16 protein-coding genes are annotated in these 17,472 nt (G+C 68.7%); 10 read left to right on the forward strand and 6 right to left on the reverse strand.

Features of this window, described 5'->3' with window-relative positions; genetic code table 11:
- Positions 1-22 precede the first annotated feature (22 nt).
- The gene (locus tag U5O44_RS09535; RefSeq protein ID WP_322588192.1) at positions 23-814 is read right to left on the reverse strand and encodes an enoyl-CoA hydratase/isomerase family protein; all 792 of its coding nucleotides are present in this window, start codon (positions 812-814) and stop codon (positions 23-25) included.
- A 10-nt stretch (positions 815-824) separates the two neighbouring features.
- Positions 825-1,058 carry a type II toxin-antitoxin system prevent-host-death family antitoxin gene (locus tag U5O44_RS09540; RefSeq protein WP_322588193.1) on the reverse strand — a complete coding sequence of 78 codons (234 nt, stop codon included), beginning with the start codon at positions 1,056-1,058 and terminating at the stop codon, positions 825-827.
- Between the two features lie 198 nt (positions 1,059-1,256).
- Here U5O44_RS09540 and hsdR point away from each other — a divergent pair, with 198 nt between their 5' ends.
- The 4 genes from hsdR to U5O44_RS09560 all read left to right on the forward strand — a co-directional run bounded on the left by hsdR (position 1,257) and on the right by U5O44_RS09560 (position 7,860).
- A complete protein-coding gene (gene hsdR, locus U5O44_RS09545; RefSeq protein WP_322588501.1) occupies positions 1,257-3,665 on the forward strand; it encodes an EcoAI/FtnUII family type I restriction enzme subunit R in 2,409 nt (802 codons plus the stop codon).
- A gap of 72 nt (positions 3,666-3,737) precedes the next feature.
- Positions 3,738-5,420 (forward strand): type I restriction-modification system subunit M, encoded by a 1,683-nt coding sequence (locus tag U5O44_RS09550; RefSeq protein ID WP_322588194.1) that lies wholly within the window; start codon positions 3,738-3,740, stop codon positions 5,418-5,420.
- Positions 5,417-6,859: a restriction endonuclease subunit S gene (locus tag U5O44_RS09555; protein WP_322588195.1), complete on the forward strand. Its 1,443-nt coding sequence runs from the start codon at positions 5,417-5,419 to the stop codon at positions 6,857-6,859. The genes U5O44_RS09550 and U5O44_RS09555 overlap by 4 nt, the downstream gene beginning before the upstream one ends.
- A 38-nt stretch (positions 6,860-6,897) precedes the next feature.
- A complete protein-coding gene (locus U5O44_RS09560; RefSeq protein WP_322588196.1) occupies positions 6,898-7,860 on the forward strand; it encodes an Abi family protein in 963 nt (320 codons plus the stop codon).
- A gap of 151 nt (positions 7,861-8,011) precedes the next feature.
- Here U5O44_RS09560 and U5O44_RS09565 read toward each other — a convergent pair whose 3' ends face one another.
- Positions 8,012-8,740 (reverse strand): sulfite exporter TauE/SafE family protein, encoded by a 729-nt coding sequence (locus U5O44_RS09565; RefSeq protein WP_322588502.1) that lies wholly within the window; start codon positions 8,738-8,740, stop codon positions 8,012-8,014.
- Between the two features lie 66 nt (positions 8,741-8,806).
- Here U5O44_RS09565 and U5O44_RS09570 point away from each other — a divergent pair, with 66 nt between their 5' ends.
- Genes U5O44_RS09570 through U5O44_RS09585 form a run of 4 tightly spaced genes read left to right on the forward strand, consistent with a single transcriptional unit; the run spans position 8,807 to position 12,103 of the window.
- The gene (locus U5O44_RS09570; RefSeq protein ID WP_322588197.1) at positions 8,807-9,238 is read left to right on the forward strand and encodes a DUF1841 family protein; all 432 of its coding nucleotides are present in this window, start codon (positions 8,807-8,809) and stop codon (positions 9,236-9,238) included.
- Entirely contained in the window at positions 9,235-10,443 is a 1,209-nt protein-coding gene (locus U5O44_RS09575) for a multidrug effflux MFS transporter (RefSeq protein ID WP_322588198.1), read from the forward strand. Before U5O44_RS09570 ends, U5O44_RS09575 begins: the two co-directional genes overlap by 4 nt.
- Entirely contained in the window at positions 10,440-11,417 is a 978-nt protein-coding gene (miaA, locus tag U5O44_RS09580; RefSeq protein WP_322588199.1) for a tRNA (adenosine(37)-N6)-dimethylallyltransferase MiaA, read from the forward strand. The genes U5O44_RS09575 and miaA overlap by 4 nt, the downstream gene beginning before the upstream one ends.
- Positions 11,414-12,103, forward strand: coding sequence for an ABC transporter ATP-binding protein (locus U5O44_RS09585; RefSeq protein ID WP_322588200.1), 690 nt, complete (start codon positions 11,414-11,416; stop codon positions 12,101-12,103). The genes miaA and U5O44_RS09585 overlap by 4 nt, the downstream gene beginning before the upstream one ends.
- Positions 12,104-12,111: 8 nt before the next feature.
- Here U5O44_RS09585 and U5O44_RS09590 read toward each other — a convergent pair whose 3' ends face one another.
- Positions 12,112-12,921: a GGDEF domain-containing protein gene (locus U5O44_RS09590; RefSeq protein WP_322588201.1), complete on the reverse strand. Its 810-nt coding sequence runs from the start codon at positions 12,919-12,921 to the stop codon at positions 12,112-12,114.
- A gap of 146 nt (positions 12,922-13,067) precedes the next feature.
- Here U5O44_RS09590 and U5O44_RS09595 point away from each other — a divergent pair, with 146 nt between their 5' ends.
- Together U5O44_RS09595 and U5O44_RS09600 are read left to right on the forward strand one after the other, a co-directional pair.
- Positions 13,068-15,602, forward strand: a complete 2,535-nt coding sequence (locus U5O44_RS09595; RefSeq protein ID WP_322588202.1) for an ABC transporter permease — start codon at positions 13,068-13,070, stop codon at positions 15,600-15,602.
- A complete protein-coding gene (locus tag U5O44_RS09600) occupies positions 15,602-16,708 on the forward strand; it encodes a lipocalin-like domain-containing protein (protein WP_322588203.1) in 1,107 nt (368 codons plus the stop codon). The genes U5O44_RS09595 and U5O44_RS09600 overlap by 1 nt, the downstream gene beginning before the upstream one ends.
- Before the next feature lie 12 nt (positions 16,709-16,720).
- Here U5O44_RS09600 and vapC read toward each other — a convergent pair whose 3' ends face one another.
- Positions 16,721-17,149, reverse strand: coding sequence for a type II toxin-antitoxin system tRNA(fMet)-specific endonuclease VapC (gene vapC / locus U5O44_RS09605; RefSeq protein ID WP_322588204.1), 429 nt, complete (start codon positions 17,147-17,149; stop codon positions 16,721-16,723).
- Positions 17,150-17,152: 3 nt separating this feature from the next.
- Complete coding sequence (locus U5O44_RS09610) at positions 17,153-17,383, reverse strand: antitoxin (RefSeq protein ID WP_322588205.1); 231 nt, start codon at positions 17,381-17,383, stop codon at positions 17,153-17,155.
- Positions 17,384-17,472 lie beyond the last annotated feature (89 nt).

Raw genomic sequence — 17,472 nt, forward strand, 5'->3', positions numbered from 1 at the left:
GGGCCGACGGGGCCGGCGGGGATCAGACGCCGGTGAAGTTCGGCTTGCGCTTCTCGATGAAGGCGGTGATGCCTTCGCGGTGGTCGGGGCCGCTGGCGTAGGCGGCGAGTTCGGCGCGCTGCGCTTCGGTGAAATGGAACTGCGGCGCGACCAGGCGCAGGGCGCGCTTGTTCAGCCGCGCGGCGCGGGGCGCACCAGCGGCGATGCGCTGCGCGGTGGCCTCGGCTTCGGCGGCCACCTCGTCGTCGTAGACCACGCGGTGGACCAGCCCGCGGCGCAGCGCGGTTTCCGCGTCCAGCAGCCGCGCCTCCAGCAGGATCTCGGCGGCAGTCGCCAGCCCCGCCACCCGCGCCACGCCGGCCAGTTCGTCACACGCCATCGGGAACCCGAGCCGCGCGATCGGCGCACCGAAGCGGCTCGACTGCCCGGCGATGCGCAGGTCGCATTGACACGCGATCTCCAGCCCGCCGCCGACGCAGGCCCGCTCGATCTGCGCCACCAGCGGGATGTCGCAGCGGTACATCGCGTCGAGCGCCGGGTGGACGATCTCCTCGTGGAAATGGCGCAGGCGCGCCTCGTCGAAGCGGAACGCGGGGAACTCCTCGATGTCGCCGCCGGAGACGAAGCTGCCGCCCTCCCCACGCACGACCACGCAGCGCAGCAGCGGCTCGCGCTCGGCCAGGCCGTCGAAGACCGCGCGCAGGGCGCGCCACATCGCGATGTTCACGGCGTTGAGCTTGCCCGGATTGGACAGGGTGACGACGGCCACGTCGGGGAGCGTGGCGTGGGGTTCGTAGCGGACTTCGGCGGTCATGGGAGGCTCTCTATCGTTGTTTCTCAGGTGCGGCGCAGGTGTGGGTCAGACTGGCGTCACGCTCGAAGACCAGCACATCGTCCAGACCGACCAGCGGTGACGCCTGCAGGAAGTCCACCAGCGACACCTCCGTCACCGAGCGGCCGTGCAGCAGGAGGCCCTGCGGCGCATCGGCCTCAGACCCGGCCTGCAGGACGGCCTGCGAGAGCTGCTCCTTGTCGTCCGGCCTCTGTCGTGTCTGCATGAATGCCTCCTGTGCACCAGCCGTCATTCTGTCCGATCGGGTCAGATCAGGGCACGTTTGGTCAACATCACACGCACATCCCCGGCCGGCACAGAAGCGCAAGACAGCCCCATGCGGCGAGAATCCCCCACCGCGCCCATGCACCGCCAAGGCATGGCGCAGAAGAATCAGACGGGGGAGCGGCGACACGCCATGGCCATGGACAAACACACGCTGTCCGAACAGGACATCAGCACCAAGTTCATCATCCCGGCCCTGCAGCAGGCCGGGTGGGACATCCAGCGGCAGGTCCGCGAGCAGGTCACCTTCACCAAGGGCCGGGTCATCGTGCGCGGCAACCTGCACACCCGGGGCAATGGCCGCCGCGCCGACATCGTGCTGTACCACCAGCCGCACCAGCCCATCGCGGTCATCGAGGTGAAGAAGGCCACGCTGGCGGTCGGGGCGGGCATGCAGCAGGCACTGGACTACGCCGAGTCGCTGCAGGTGCCGTTCGTGTTCTCGACCAATGGCTGCGGCTTCCTGTTCCACGACCGCAGCGGCACCGGCGCGCCAACGGACACGCTGGAAACCGCGCTGGCCCTGGACGCCTTCCCCGACCCGGACACGCTCTGGCGGCGCTGGTGCCTGTGGCGCGGACTGGACGCCGAGCAGCAGGCCCGCGCGCTGGCGCCGTACCACGACGACGGCTCCGGCCGCGCGCCGCGCTACTACCAGCTCAACGCCATCAACCGCACGCTGGAGGCCGTCGCACGCGGGCAGCACCGCCTCCTGCTGGTGATGGCCACCGGCACCGGCAAGACCTACACCGCCTTCCAGATCATCTGGCGGCTGTGGAAGAGCGGGCAGAAGCGGCGCATCCTGTTCCTCGCCGACCGCAATATCCTGGTCGACCAGACCCGCACCAACGACTTCAAGCCCTTCGGCGCGGCGATGACCAAGATCACCGGCGGCAAGATCGACAAGAGCTACGAGGTCTACCTGTCGCTGTATCAGGCGGTCGCCGGCGCGGACGAGGCGAGCGACCTCTACCGGCAGTTCTCGCCCGAGTTCTTCGATCTGGTGGTGATCGACGAATGCCACCGGGGCAGCGCCGCCGAGGATTCGGCCTGGCGCCGCATCCTCGACTACTTCGGCAGCGCCACGCACATCGGCCTGACCGCGACGCCCAAGGAGACCCACGACATCTCCAGCCTGGGCTACTTCGGCGAGCCGGTGTACAGCTACAGCCTGAAGCAGGGCATCGCCGACGGCTTCCTCGCGCCGTACAAGGTGGTGCGCTTCGACCTGGACCGCGACCTGCAAGGCTGGCGACCGCCGAAGGGGATGCGGGACCAGCGCGGCGAGGTGATCGAGGACCGCATCTACAACCTGAAGGACATGGACCGCTCGCTGGTGCTGGAGGCGCGCACCCTGCTGGTGGCGCGCAAGCTCACCGAGTTCCTGAACGCCACCGACCCGATGCAGAAGACCATCGTGTTCTGCAGCGACATCGACCACGCCGAGCGGATGCGGCAGGCGCTGGTGAACCTCAACCCCGAGCAGGTCCGGCGCAACCGCAAGTACGTCATGCGCATCACCGGCGACGATGTCGAGGGCAAGGCCGAGCTGGACAACTTCATCGACCCGGAAAGCGACTGGCCCGTCATCGCCACGACCAGCAAGCTGATGACGACCGGGGTGGACGCGCAGACCTGCAAGCTGATCGTGCTGGATCAGCACATCCAGTCGATGACCGAGTTCAAGCAGATCATCGGCCGGGGCACGCGGATCAACGAGGACCACGGCAAGTTCTGGTTCACGATCATGGACTTCAAGAAAGCGACCGAGCTGTTCGCCGATCCGGCCTTCGACGGCGAGCCGGTGCAGGTGTACACGCCCGGTGACGGCGAATCGCCGGTGCCGCCCGACGCGGTGGAAGCCGAGGCGCAGAACGGGGACGACACGGACCACCCGCCGTCCGATCAGGAGGCTCTGCCCGGCGGCGACTTCATGACCACCGATGGCGGCGACGCCCCGAACGGCGGCAAGCGGGTCAAGTACGTCGTCTCCGGCAGCGCGGTGAGCGTCAGCGTCGTGTCCGAGCGGGTGCAGTACTACGGCCCGGACGGCAAGCTCATCACCGAGTCGCTGCGCGACTACACGCGCTCGTGTGTCCACCGGCAGTTCGCCTCGCTCGACGACTTCCTGCGCCGCTGGAACGGCGCCGACCAGAAGAAGGCGGTGATCGACGAGCTGGCCGCGCAGGGCGTGATCTGGGAGGCGCTGCAGGAGGAGCTGACCGCCCGGGGTCGGCCGGCGCTCGACCCGTTCGATCTGGTCTGCCACATCGCCTTCGACCGGCCGCCGCTGACACGCCGCGAGCGCGCCGACAGCGTGCGGAAGCGCGATCTGTTCGCCAAGTACGAGGGCACGGCACGGCAGGTGCTCGAAGCCCTGCTCGACAAGTACGCCGACGCTGGCATCGAGCCGATAGAGGACCGGCGGATCCTGACGCTCGATCCGTTCTCCCGGTTCGGCGCGCCGGTCGAACTGATGCAGGCGCTGGGCGGCAAGGGTGGCTTCGAGCGGGCCGTGCGCGAACTGGAAGCCCAGCTCTACGCCTGAGCCGCCCCACCCTGCTCGGCGGCCTGCCGCTACCATCCGCCCCTACTTTTTAGCCCCAGGTTCTGTCCATCCATGTCCATCACTTCCGCCATCAAAACCATCCAGGACATCATGCGCAAGGACGTCGGCGTCGACGGCGACGCGCAGCGCATCGGCCAGTTGGTCTGGATGCTGTTCCTGAAGGTCTTCGACGACCGCGAGACCGAGTGGGAGATGCTCGACGACGACTACCGCTCGCCGCTGCCCAAGGAATACCGCTGGCGGAACTGGGCCGCCGATGCGGAGGGGCTGACCGGCGAGGCGCTGATGAGCTTCATCGACACCGAGCTGTTCCCGACGCTGCAGAACCTGGGCCGCGACGGCGGCAGCGTGGTGGTGCGGCCGGTGGCGCATGTGATTCGCGGCGTGTTCGAGGACGCCTACAACTACATGAAGTCCGGGCAGTTGCTGCGGCAGGTGCTCAACAAGATCCAGGAGAGCGTGGACTTCAACAAGGCGCAGGAGCGGCACGCCTTCGGCGACATGTACGAGCAGTTGCTGCGCGACCTGCAGAACGCGGGCAACGCGGGGGAGTTCTACACGCCACGGCCGGTCACTGAGTTCATGGTGCGCATGGTCGATCCGAAGCTGGGCGAGACGGTGATGGACCCGGCCTGCGGTACTGGCGGGTTCCTGACCTGCACCATCGAGCACAAGCGCCGCCAGTACGTGAAGACGCCCGAGGACGAGAAGGCGCTGCAGGCCAGCGTCTTCGGGGTGGAGAAGAAGCCGCTGCCGCACCTGCTGGCGACGACGAACATGATCCTGCACGGCATCGAGGTGCCAAGCCAGATCCGTCATGACAACACGCTGGTGCGGCCGTTGATCGGCTGGGGGCCGAAGGACCGGGTGGACTGCATCGTCGCCAATCCGCCGTTTGGGGGGATGGAGGAGGACGGCATCGAGAGCAATTTCCCGGCGGCCTTCCGCACCCGCGAGACGGCGGACCTGTTCATGGTGCTGATCATCCATCTGCTGAAACCGGGCGGGCGGGCGGCGGTGGTGCTGCCGGACGGCTTCCTGTTCGGCGAGGGGATCAAGAGCCGGATCAAGGAGAAGTTGCTGACCGAGTGCAACCTGCACACCGTCGTGCGGCTGCCGAATGGGGTGTTCAACCCGTACACCGGGATCAAGACCAACCTGCTGTTCTTCACCAAGGGCGCGCCGACGACCGAGGTGTGGTTCTACGAGCACCCGTATCCGGCGGGGGTGAAGAACTATTCCAAGACGCGGCCGATGCGGATCGAGGAATTTGCGGTCGAGGAGGCGTGGTGGGACGACCGGCAGGAGACGCCGCAGTCGTGGAAGGTCGATTTCGGAACCCGCATTGCCCAGGCGCGCGCCACCGCCCAGCCCTACTGGGACGAGGCTGGCAAACTCAACAGCCAAGCGGCCAAGCTGGAAAAGGATCTGAGCGAACTCAAGCGGCTGCATTCCAAGGATGAAGCGGGCCTGGACGGCAAGCACGCGCGGGCCGAGCAGATCGAGTCATTGCAGGCCCGCTGTGCCGAGCGGCGCGCCCAAGCCCGTGCCGCACAGGCACAAGGTGACCAGTTGTACTGGCCTGTTTTCAACCTTGACGGCAAGAACCCGCACGTCGGCGAGCAGGAAAACCACGACCCGGAGGTGCTGCTGGCCGAGTACCGGCGGATTCAGGCGGAGATTGCGGAGTTGCAGGGGCAGTTGAAGGCTGCGCTGGCGGAGTTTTTACCGTGAGTAATCCAGAATCAAAACAGGCATTAGAAGTGCTCGCAGCCGGCAGCGATTTCAATGCTTTGAGACGTGCATTGTTTGCTACGGTCGCTGGAAGTTTTCTGGGGAAAAATTCAAGTCACACCGCCCAAGAATCAGCCAATGAATCTTCAAAACCGGCACTAGAAGTCCTACTGGCGCAACTACCGACGCAAAAATTATGCTCAGTAGCATCCATCGCCAAAGGTCGGACAGGGATCAAATATGCAAAATCTGGAATATTCCCATTAGTGGTGACAGCGGAGAAACGGGGAAGCGCGGATCATTTTGATTTCGAAGGCCCAGGCGTGATGATTCCGATGGTTTCATCAACTGGTCACGGTGATGCCAGCCTCAAACGCGTTCATTTCCAAGACGGGCAGTACGCTGTGGGAAGCATTCTTTCTGTCGTGCAACCAAAAGATCCAGGCCAGCTTTCAGCAAGGTATCTGCATGCATATTTAAGTACATTCAAAGACGAGTTACTCGTCAGCCGCATGATAGGTACAGCCAACGTCAGTCTAACTGTCACAAAAATCAGTGAAGTGCCTGTTCCTCTGTTGCCTATTGCGGCTCAGCAAAAGGTCGATGAACTGATGGCCCTGTGCGACCGGCTGGAAGCGCGGCAGCAGGACGCCGAGGCCGCGCACGCCCGACTGGTGCAGGCGTTGCTGGAGGGGCTCACGCAGGCGCGGGATGCGGATGAGTTTCAGGCGGGGTGGGAGCGGCTGGCGGGGGAGTTTTATTCGATATTCTCCACAGAGAGCAGCATTACAGCATTACGCCAAACCATCATGTCCATCGCTATGCAGGGACACCTGACCCAAAGCGAAGAAGATGCAGCAAAAATCTTGCCCTTGGCTGACCTTACAACCAAAATCACCGACGGCACACACAAAACGCCAATTTATGTTTCGTCGGGCGTAAAATTTCTGTCCGCCAAAAATGTCCGAACCGGCATTCTTGACATGCAGGAATGCCGATATATTAGTAAGGCTGAACATATTGAGCTGACCAAACGCTGCCACCCAGAAGTAGGTGACATCCTACTTTCCAAAAGTGGCTCTATCGGAACAGCGGTCATAGTAAAAGACGATGAGCCGTTCAGTATTTTCGAGAGTCTCGCACTTTTAAAACCTGATCATACCCAAGTTCTTGCTGATTATTTGCAGCTCGCGGTGCAGGAAGCGTGTTTTCGGCTAGACGATACACACGTCAAGGGCGTGGGCGTGAAACATCTGCATTTGAATGTAATTCGTAGGCTTGAGGTTTCTACTCCCGCGCTGGATATACAACACCGCATCGTCGCCAAAGTCTCCGAACTCCTCGCCCTGTGCGACCAACTCAAGGCACGCATCGCGGCGGGCCGGGCCAAGCAGGCGCAACTGGCCGAGGCGCTGGTGAAGCAGGCGGTGGCAGGGTAATGGTCTATCGCAAGCCTTGGTGCAGCTTCGAGGCACAGTTGTCTCAGCTCGAACAGCGCGGCCTGCTCGTGACAGATCGCGACAAGGCGCTGGAGCATCTGGAGCGAATCGGCTACTACCGGCTCAGTGGCTACTGGTTCGCCATGCGCGAACGCTCCGGTGTCTGCTGTCCGCTCGATCCCACGACCGGCCGCAAACCTGCCAAGGTCAAGACCGAAACGCTGGCGCTGGACTCGTTCAAGCCGGAGGCTTCTTTTCAGAACGCCGTGGATCTGTACGTCTTCGACAAGAAGCTTCGTCTGCTCGTGCTGGACGCGCTGGAACGCATCGAGGTGGCGCTGCGGGTGGACGTGTCGCATCGACTCGGCCGGCATGATCCGTTTGCCTACCTGAAGCCCGAGTTGTTCCACAACAGCTTCGGGCGCGACCTTGATGCACAAACCGGACTGACACCGCACCACGCCTGGCTGGACAACCAAGCTCGACTCATCAACCGATCCCGCGAACAGTTCATCGAGCACAACCGCCGCCGCTACGGCCTGCCGCTGGCGATCTGGGTGGCCTGCGAGGTCTGGGACTTCGGGACACTGTCGCGGCTGTACGGAGGGATGAAGGAAACCGACCAGGACCACATCTCAGCCCTCTACGGCATCAGCAACGGCCGTGTCTTCGCGACCTGGCTGCGCAGTCTGAACTACCTGCGCAATGTCTGCGCTCACCACAGCCGATTGTGGAACCGCAACGTGATCGACCAGCCCAAGCTACCGCCGAAGGAAGAGGTACCAGCGTTGGCAGCCTTCCACGACGATGGGCAATTGCGGGCTCGCCCGTTCCTGCTGCTGTGCATCACGCACCACCTGCTCAAGGTCATCAACCCGGCATCGCAGTGGGGCCACCGCTTCAAGACGCTGCTGGCCGAGGAGTTTCCGGACCTGCAGCACCTCGGCCTGAACCTGCGCGGCATGGGCATCGATCCGGACTGGTCTTCACGCGACTGGTGAAACACACCCTCACGGCCAGTAAAAAACCCCTCAGCAGTCTAGGCGCCGAAGCGCGTTCAACCGAGAGGGGCCGTGTTGGCCAAATTGTAGCGGTTGCGACCGATCCATGCCCAGTAAATGACGGGGCTTTACCTGACAGGTGACAGCCTCCTCAACGCAACGCATCCCACAGCAACTTCCCCCCCGACAGCACCATCCCCGCCATCACCAGCCGGTAGAACAGCGTCGGCTTCACCCGCGACGCCAGCCGCACCCCCGTCCAGACACCGGCCAGCACCACCGGCCCCAGCGCCAGCGAGGTGCCGAGGTTGGTCAGGTCGATCAGGCCGAGCTGCCAGTACGGGATCCACTTCGACAGGTTCACCACCGTGAAGAACACCGCCATCGTGCCGCTGAAGCACAGCGGCTCCAGCCGGAGCGGCAGCATGTAGAAGCTGATCGGCGGAGCCCCCGCGTGCGCGATGAAGCTGGTGTAGCCCGACGCGGCGCCCAGCAGCCAGCCCAGACCACGGTGCGGCACGGGCACGTCGGCCTTGGGCGGGAAGTACAGCCGCAGCGCGACGAACAGCAGCGTCACCGCCCCGACGATGCCCGCCACCGCCTTGACCGGCATCAGCCCGAACGAGGCCCAGCCGATCAGGCTGCCCAGCAGCCCCGCCGGGATCAGCAGCCGCAGCAGCCGCCAGTCCGCCTGGCGGATCAGCGCCGCCAGCCCGGAAAAATCCGCCAGGCACAGCAGCGGCAGCATGATCGCCGCCGCCTGCGGCACCGGGATCGTCAGCGCCATCAGCGGCACCGCCAGCGCGCCGAAGCCGGCCCCGAAGCCACTCTTGGACAGCCCCATCAGGAACACCGCCGGCACGGCCGCAGCGAAGAACATCGGGTCAGTGATCACAGGGCAGCCTCGGCGCGTCGCGGGACATCGGGAACGGGCGACAATTGTGGAATGTTTGCACCCAGCCAGAACGACGTCCGGACCTTCTTTTGCGAGGCGTGGCGCAAGCACCGCGCCGGTGAGCCGCTGTCCGCGATGGACACGCTGGCCGCGCAGTGGATCGAGCGCCACCCCGAATACCACGCCGACCTCGCCGACCTGGCCGCCGCGCTGGCCGCCGTCTACACGGTCGACGAGGGCCGCACCAACCCTTTCCTGCACCTGTCGATGCACCTGAGCATCAGCGAGCAGGTCTCGATCGACCAGCCGCGCGGCATCCGGCAGGCGGTCGAGCTGCTGGCCGCCAAGCGCGGCGACCTGCACGCCGCACAGCACGAGGTGATGGACTGCCTGGGCGAGATGCTCTGGGAATCGCAGCGCAGCGGCCGGCCGCCCGACCCGCATGCCTACCTCGACCGCGTCCGCCGCCGCGCCACCACATGACGACAGCCGCGCACCGGCGGCCTTCCGCCCTGATCGCCGCCGTCGCGCTGGCCCTGCTGCTCGGCCTGCAGCCGGTGACGACCGACCTCTACCTGCCCGCGCTGCCGGCCATCAAGACCGAACTGCACGCCTCGATGCACGCCACGCAGCTGACGATGGCCGCGCTGCTGCTGTCCTTCGGGCTGGGGCAGCTCGTGGCCGGGCCGGTCGCCGACCGCTTCGGGCGCCGGCCGGTGCTGCTGTCCACATTGGCGGTCTACGTGCTGGCCAGCCTGGCGGCGGTGCTGGCGACGACGATCGAGGCACTGGTGCTGGTGCGCATCGTGCAAGGCGCGGTGATGGCCGGCGTGGTCGTCGTGGCGCGGGCGATGGTGCGCGACCTGTACGAGCCGCATGAAGGCGCGCGGATCATGTCGCTCGGGCTGTCGGGCCTGGGGGTGATCGCCATCTCCAGCCCGCTGCTGGGCGGCTGGCTGGCCGGACACCTGGGCTGGCGCACCACCTTTGTCGCCGCGGCCGTGATCGGGCTTGGCACGCTGGTCTTCGTCGCCACCCAGTTGCCCGAAACCATCCGCCAGCGCAACCCGCGGGCGATGCACCCCGGCCCGCTGCTGGCGTCGTGGGCCACCGTGCTGCGCCACCCCACATTCCGCGCATGGGCGGGGCTGTCGGCGGCGACATATGGCGGGCTGTTCGTGTTCCTGGCCGGATCGTCGTTTGTCTACATGCAGGTGCTCGGGCTGAACGCCGCGCAGTACGGACTGGCCCTCAGCACCAGTTCGATCTCCTACCTCGCCGGCACCTTCGTCTGCCGGCGCTGGCTGGTCCGCCACGGCATGGCGGGGGCCGTCCGCCGCGCCGCGGTCTTCACGCTCGCGGGCGGCCTATCGATGGCGGCCCTCGCGGCCGGCGGCGTGCAGACGGTCTGGGCCATCCTGGTGCCGCAGCTGCTCTATGCCTTCGGCCACGGCACGCACCAGGCCTGTGGACAGACCGGCGCGGTCGGCCCCTTCCCGCAGCAGGCGGGCGTGGCCGCGGCGCTGGCGGGGTTCGTGCTGGCCGTGGTGGCCTTCTTCGTCGGCCAGTGGCTCGGCCTCGCGCTGGACGGCACGACCCGCCCGCTGGCCTATGGCATCGCGGTCGGCTCGGTCGCGGTGGCGCTGATCGCCTGGACGGCGGTGCAGCGCCTGGGGGGCGCCCGGTGACGGCGCCGACCACCTTCGCTCTGGCCGGCCCGACCGCCAGCGGCAAGACTGCCGCCGCGCTGGCCATCGCCCGCGCCTGCCGCGCCCGCGGCCTGCCGCCGGTGGAGATCATCAGCGTCGACTCGGCACTGGTCTACCGCGGCATGGACATCGGCACCGCCAAGCCCTCGGCGGCGGAACGCGCCGAGGTGCCGCACCATCTGGTCGACGTGATCGAGCCGACGGACGCCTACTCGGCCGCCGAGTTCGTGCGCGACACGCGCCGGCTGATCGACGACATCCACGCCCGGGGCGCCCGCGCGCTGCTGGTGGGCGGCACGATGCTGTATTTCAAGGCGCTGTTCGACGGCATCGACGCGCTCCCGGTGGCCGACCCCGCCGTGCGCGCTGCACTGGACGAACGTGCCCGCGCCATCGGCTGGCCGGCGATGCACGCGCTGCTGGCGGCGATCGACCCGGTCACCGCCGCGCGGCTCTCGCCCAACGACGCGCAGCGCATCCAGCGGGCGCTGGAGGTGTGGCAGGTCAGCGGCCAGCCGCTCTCCAGCTTCCACACCGGCCGCTTCGAGCGCGCTGCCGCCACGCCGGACGCGGCGCCCGAGTTCCCGCTGCTGTCACTGGAGCCGACCGACCGGGCCTGGCTGCACGCCCGCGTCGCGCAGCGCTTCGAGGCGATGCTGGAACAGGGTTTGATCGCCGAGGTGCAGCGCCTGCGCGCCCGCGGCGATCTGCACCCGGCGCTGCCGTCGATGCGCTGCGTCGGCTACCGGCAGACCTGGGAAATGCTCGACGGCCTGTGGCCCGCGGTGCAACTGCCGGAGAAGGGCATCGCCGCCACGCGCCAGCTCGCCAAGCGCCAGATCACCTGGCTGCGCAGCATGGCGCAGCGCGAGGTGATCGCCTGCGACGTGGGCGATCCGGTCGGCGCGGTGCTGGCGCGGGTCATGCCGGTGCTCGAACGGGAAGCACCATGACAGCCCCGGACACCGACGCCCCGCTGCTGCGCATCACCGGCCTCGGCAAGCGCTACGGCGAGACGAGCGTCTTCCACAACGTCCAGCTGGCGATGCAGCGCGGCGAGGTGGTGGCGCTCGTGGGGGAATCCGGGGTCGGCAAGTCCACGCTGCTGAACTGCATCGCCGGGCTGGACCGCGCCGACACCGGCACGGTCGAGATCACCGGCCGCGACGTCGGCGCCCTGAGCGAGCGCGACGCAGCGCTGCTGCGGCGGGCGTCGCTGGGCTTCGTGTTCCAGGCCTTCCATGTGCTGCCGCACCTGAGCGTGGCGGACAACATCGGCCTGCCGCTGATGCTGCAGGGCTGGCGCGACCGGGGCGAGATCGCCGCCCGCGTGCAGGGCGTGCTGGCGGATGTCGGCCTGGGCACGCTGGGCCAGCGCCGGCCGCGCGAGCTGTCCGGCGGGCAGCTGCAGCGGGTGGCGATCGCGCGGGCGCTGGTGCACCGGCCGGCGCTGATCCTGGCCGACGAGCCGACCGGCAACCTCGATCCGACCACGGCGCAGCGGGTGCTCGACCTGCTGTGCGCGCAAGCACGGCGCCATGGCGCGGGCTGCCTGATCGTCACGCACTCGGAGGCCGCCGCCGCCCAGGCCGACCGCACGCTGCGGCTGCGCGCCGACGGCGTCGAGGCCAGCGGATGACGGACCGGTCAGACCGTCAGCGGCACGGGCATGGTGTGGACACGGTCCCGTCCGGCCCGCTTGGCGTCGTAGAGCGCCTGGTCCGCCGCCTGGATCAGCAGGTCGAGCGTCGGCGTGGCGCGGCTCAGGGCCACCGCCCCGAGGCTGATGGTCACCAGGCCCACCTGCGCCCGGTCCGGCAACTGCACATCCGTGGCGACGGCCGAGCGCATGCGCTCGGCCAGCCGCACGGCCTCGCGCTGGCCCGTCTCGGGCAGCAGCACGATGAACTCCTCGCCGCCGAAACGCGCCAGCAGGTCGGTCTTGCGCAGCGTCGCCTGGCAAGCACGGGCGATGTCGATCAGGGCCTTGTCGCCGACCTGGTGTCCGTGGCGGTCGTTGATGCGCTTGAAATGGTCGACATCGATCAGCACGATCGCCATCGGCCGGTTGTGACGGGTGGCGCGCTCGAACTCCAGCGCCGCGGCCTGCATGAAGCAGCGCCGGTTGCGCACATTGGTGAGCGAGTCGGTCATCGCCAGCTCTTCCAGGCGCACCATCGCCTGGTCCAGCGCCAGGATCAGCTTGAGCGTGAAGGCCGCGCACACCGAGGCGATCGGCACCGGCACGAGGGCCGCCATCACCATCCCCTGGCTCTGCAGCGACCAGCCTGCCACCAGATGCCAGACCAGCGTGAGCGCGACCGAGGCCACCACGCTCAGGCCGACCACCGCCGCCGTGGCCTTGCGCACACCCACCCGGCGCACCCAGCGCGCCACGCCATGCAGCAGCGGCCCGATCTCGGGATAGGCGGCGGCGGGGTCGGTGTGCTGGGGCATGGCGTCCGGAATTGTGCGCGTTGCCCTGTGCAGTCGAGACGACTCAGTACCACTTCCACCGATTTTCACGGGTTTCCAGTGGCAAAACCCGCAATTCTCCACAGCCTTGCCGTCCTGCGACGGCGCTGCACCGCCCCTGCGCCCCCATGCACGCCCGCGACACCCTGCACCTGATCGCCCGGGAGGCGCGCCACCACCCAGGCCGCGTCGGCGTGGCCCTGCTGGCCATCGCGCTGGGGGTAGCGCTGGCCTTCGCGGTGCACCTGATCAATGCGTCGGCGCTGGCCGAGTTCGGGCAGGCGGTGCGCTCGGTCAACGGCCAGCCGGATGTGGAGCTGCGCCCCGTCGGCCGCAGCGGGCTGGACGAGGCGCTCTACGCCCGCGCCGCAGCACAGGCGGGCGTCGCGCTGGCCAGCCCGCTGATCGAGATCGACACCTATGCGCTCGACGCCCAGGGCCGCAAGCGCGGGCTGAAGCTGGTCGGCCAGGACGCGCTGGTGGCCGCGGCGCTGGCGCCTGCCCTGCTGCCGCGGCCGGACCCGGCGCTGCGGGACGGCCCCCGACTGGCCCTGCTCGACCCGGACCGGGTGTTCCTCAACCCGGCGGCACAGCGGCTGTTCGGCGTGCAGGCCGGTGAGACGCTGCGGGTGCAGTCCGGCAACCGGCTGGTGATGCTGACGGTCGGCGGCAGTGTCGGCGCCGACACCGGGCCGCTGGCGGTGATCGACCTGGCCGGCGCGCAGGCGCATTTCAACCGGCTCGGACAACTGAGCCGCATCGACCTGCGCCTGCAGCCGGGTGCAGACCGCGACACGGTGCTGCGGGCGCTGGCACTGCCGGCCACGGTGCGCGCCGCGGCGCCGGACGAAGCGGCGCAGCGCGTGTCCAACCTCTCGCGCGCCTACCGCGTCAACCTGACCGTGCTGGCGCTGGTGGCGCTGTTCACGGGCGCGTTTCTGGTGTTTTCGGTGCAGTCGCTGGCGGTGGCCAAGCGGGTGCCGCAACTGGCGCTGCTCGGCGTGCTGGGCATGCACGCCCGCGAGCGGCTGGTGCTGGTGCTGACCGAGTCGGCGCTGCTGGGCGTCGTGGGGGCCGGACTGGGACTGGCGCTGGGCACGGGGCTGGCGATGCTCGCGCTGCAGGTGCTCGGCGGCGACCTGGGCAGCGGGATGCTGGGAGGATCGGCCCCGGCGCTGCAGTGGTCGAGCGGCGCGGCGCTGGTCTACGGCGGACTCGGTCTGGCCGCCGCGCTGGCGGGCGGCTGGCAGCCGGCGCGCATGGCGGCCGAACTGTCGCCCGCGCAAAGCCTCAAGGGCCTGGGCGGCCACGACCAGGCCTTGCGGCGCCCGTGGCTCGGACCGGCGCTGATGGTGGCCGGCGTCGCGCTGGCCTTCGTGCCGCCGCTGGGCGAGTTGCCGCTGGCCGCCTACGGCGCGGTGGCCCTGCTGCTGCTCGGCGGGATCATGGCGGTGCCGCTGCTGGTCGGTGCGCTGATGGGCCGCCTCACGCCGCCGCGGCACCCGATCGCGCTGCTCGCCATCGAGCGCGCCCGCGAACAGCGCGCCAGCGCAACGATCACGGTGGCCGGCGTCGTGGCGAGCCTGGCGCTGTCGGTGGCGCTGACGGTGATGGTGGCGAGCTTCCGCGACTCGGTGACGCAGTGGCTGGACGAGGTGCTGCCCGCCGACCTCTATGCCCGCACCGCCTCGTCCACCGCGCAGGCCGACAGCGCCTACCTCGATCCGACCTTCGTGCAGGCCGCGGCGGCGCTGCCCGGTGTCGCGCGGGTGCAGGCGCAGCGGGTGGTGGCCGTCTCGCTCGACCCGGCGCGCGCCGCGGTGGCGCTGATCGCCCGCGAGGTGGGCGATGCAGCGCGGACGCTGCCGCTGGTCGGCACGCTGCAGCCGCCGGCGCCCGGCGGACCATCCGGCTTGCCCGAGGTCTACGCCAGCGAAGCCGTGCTCGCGCTCTACGGCGTGCAGGCCGGGCAGACGCTGCGCCTGCCGCTGCCGGATGGGCGCACGGCCGAGGTGCATATCCGCGGCGTCTGGCGCGACTACGCGCGCCAGCAAGGCTCGCTGGTCATCGACCGCAGCGACTGGCAGCGCCTGACCGGCGACGACAAGGTCAACGACCTGGCGCTGTGGCTGGCGCCCGGCGCCGAGGTCGCGGCGGTGCAGACCGGCCTGCGGGCGCTCGCGGCCGACCCGGCGCTACTGGAGATCGCCACGCCGGCCGAGATCCGCGCCGTGTCGCTGGCGATCTTCGACCGCAGCTTTGCCGTGACGACGTGGCTGCAGGCGGTGGCGATCGTCATCGGGCTGTTCGGCATCGCGGCGAGCTTTTCCTCGCAGGTGCTGGCGCGGCGGCGCGAGTTCGGCGCGCTGCAGCACCTCGGCACGACGCGGGCGCAGGTGCTCGCGCTGGTCTGCGCGGAGGGCGCGCTGTGGACGGCGGTGGGCGCGCTGCTCGGGCTGGCGCTGGGGCTGGCGGTGAGCGTGGTGCTGGTGAAGGTGGTGAACCCGCAGAGCTTTCACTGGACGATGGAGCTGGCGCTGCCGTGGTGGCGGCTGGGGGCGCTGGTGGCGGCGGTGATGGTGGCCGGCGCGGTGACGGCGTGGGTGTCGGGGCGGGCGGCGGCGTCGCATGACATGGCGCTGGCGGTGAAGGAGGACTGGTGATGCGCCGACGGCAACTCCTGCACGGGGTGGCGCTGTCCGCGCTGGCCACGCTGCCGACACTGCCGATGGGGGCGGGTGCGCAGGGCGTGCGGCGCCGCCCGCTGGCCTTCCCCGCCGACTTCGGCAGCCACCCGGACACGCAGACCGAGTGGTGGTACGCCACCGGCTGGCTGGCCACACCAGAACGTCCCACCGAGCCGAGCCATGGCTTCCAGCTCACCTTCTTCCGCTCGCGCACCGAGGTCGCCGCCGACCACCCGAGCGCGTTCGCCGCGAAGCAACTGCTCTTCGCACACGTCGCGCTGACCGACCTGGCCGAGCGCCGCCAGCGGCACGACCAGCGCATCGCCCGGGCCGGCTTCGGGCGAGCGGACAGCGCGGTCGGCGACACGAACGTGAACCTCGGCGACTGGCACCTGCGCCGCCACGGCACGCCGGCCAGCAGCCGCTACGACGCCACCATCGCCAGCCCCGCCCTCGGCGGCACGCTCGCACTGGCCATGCAGACGACGCAGCCGCTGCTGCTGCAGGGCGACGCCGGCTACTCGCGCAAAGGCCCCGGCGCGGCGCAGGCCAGCCATTACTACAGCCAGCCGCAGCTCGCCGTCACCGCCACCCTCACCCCACCCGGCCAGCCCGCCCGCCCGCTGCGCGGCACCGCCTGGCTGGACCACGAGTGGAGCGACTCCGTGCTGGACCGCGACGCGGTCGGCTGGGACTGGATCGGCATCAACCTCGCCGACGGCAGCGCGCTGACCGCCTTCCGGCTGCGGCGGGCGGACGGCTCGGCGCTGTGGGCGGGCGGGTCATGGCGGGTGGCGGGCGGCGCGGTGCAGGCGTTCGGGCCGGAGGAGGTGCGCTTCACGCCGCAGCGGGTGTGGGCGAGTCCGGCCACCGGCGGGCGCTATCCGGTGCAGTGGCTGGTCGAGACGCCGGTCGGGCGCTGGACGGTGCGCGCGTTGCTCGATGCGCAGGAACTCGACAGCCGTGGCAGCACGGGGACGGTGTACTGGGAGGGCTTGAGCGAGCTGCTGGACGCGCGGGGCGGGCGGGTGGGGTTGGGGTATCTGGAGATGACGGGGTATGTGGGGCGGTTGAATCTGTGAGGGGTGGGGCGCTCACGGCGAGGGGTTGACCCAGTTCTCCACCACCAGGCCTTCGACCCGCACGAACTCCCGCTCGTTGTTCGTCACCAGCGTCCAGCCCTCGGCCAAGGCATGGGCCGCGATCCACAGGTCGTTGTTGCCGATCGGCTGCCCGCTGCGCTGCAGGGTGGCCCGGATGCGCCCGTAGTGCTCACCCACCTGTGCGGGCAGTGGCACCACTTCGATCAGCCGAGCCAGCTCAGCCAGATCGGCCAGCGAGCGGGCACGCGCTTGACTCTTCTCGGCCCCGAACCGCAGTTCACCCCAGGTGATGACCGACATCGCCAGCTCACCCGCACCATGGCGGGCGAAGCGTTCGCGCACCTCGGGGGGGCGGTATCGCGCGATGTAGATGCAGATGTTTGTGTCGAGCAGGTAGCGCCTCGTCGTCGCCGCGGCCATTGCTCACCACTCCTCGCGCGACTGCGGAGGCTCGTCATCGCGCCCGTCGGCCATGAAATCGGTCGGCATCCCGGCCAGCGCGTCGAAGATCACGGCGGCCGATCGCTGCGGCCGGCGCAGGATCACGTCGTCGCCCTGGCGCACGATCTCGACCTCCTCGACATCAAAACGGAACTCCTTGGGCAAGCGCACGGCTTGGCTGTTGCCGGATCTGAACACGCGGGCGTAGGTCATGGGGCGCTCCTTGTTGATACATAAAGTATATACATGCTGCACCATTCCCCGCATTGACAGCCCTCTACCGCGATGCGATCGTGCGTCCC

The sequence above is a fragment of the Sphaerotilus sp. genome (genome assembly GCF_034519685.1).
In the GTDB taxonomy this organism is placed as follows: Bacteria; Pseudomonadota; Gammaproteobacteria; order Burkholderiales; family Burkholderiaceae_C; genus Sphaerotilus.

Bases quoted from the DNA above. Each gene is read 5' to 3' on its own strand.
- hsdR (WP_322588501.1), top strand. From the start codon at position 1,257: ATGGACAAACACACGCTGTCCGAACAGGACATCAGCACCAAGTTCATC.
- U5O44_RS09575 (WP_322588198.1), top strand. From the start codon at position 9,235: ATGACGACAGCCGCGCACCGGCGGCCTTCCGCCCTGATCGCCGCCGTC.
- U5O44_RS09540 (WP_322588193.1), bottom strand. From the start codon at position 1,058: ATGCAGACACGACAGAGGCCGGACGACAAGGAGCAGCTCTCGCAGGCC.
- U5O44_RS09535 (WP_322588192.1), bottom strand. From the start codon at position 814: ATGACCGCCGAAGTCCGCTACGAACCCCACGCCACGCTCCCCGACGTG.
- U5O44_RS09610 (WP_322588205.1), bottom strand. From the start codon at position 17,383: ATGACCTACGCCCGCGTGTTCAGATCCGGCAACAGCCAAGCCGTGCGC.
- U5O44_RS09565 (WP_322588502.1), bottom strand. From the start codon at position 8,740: ATGTTCTTCGCTGCGGCCGTGCCGGCGGTGTTCCTGATGGGGCTGTCC.
- U5O44_RS09550 (WP_322588194.1), top strand. From the start codon at position 3,738: ATGTCCATCACTTCCGCCATCAAAACCATCCAGGACATCATGCGCAAG.
- vapC (WP_322588204.1), bottom strand. From the start codon at position 17,149: ATGGCCGCGGCGACGACGAGGCGCTACCTGCTCGACACAAACATCTGC.
- U5O44_RS09570 (WP_322588197.1), top strand. From the start codon at position 8,807: ATGTTTGCACCCAGCCAGAACGACGTCCGGACCTTCTTTTGCGAGGCG.
- U5O44_RS09595 (WP_322588202.1), top strand. From the start codon at position 13,068: ATGCACGCCCGCGACACCCTGCACCTGATCGCCCGGGAGGCGCGCCAC.
- U5O44_RS09585 (WP_322588200.1), top strand. From the start codon at position 11,414: ATGACAGCCCCGGACACCGACGCCCCGCTGCTGCGCATCACCGGCCTC.
- U5O44_RS09600 (WP_322588203.1), top strand. From the start codon at position 15,602: ATGCGCCGACGGCAACTCCTGCACGGGGTGGCGCTGTCCGCGCTGGCC.
- U5O44_RS09590 (WP_322588201.1), bottom strand. From the start codon at position 12,921: ATGCCCCAGCACACCGACCCCGCCGCCGCCTATCCCGAGATCGGGCCG.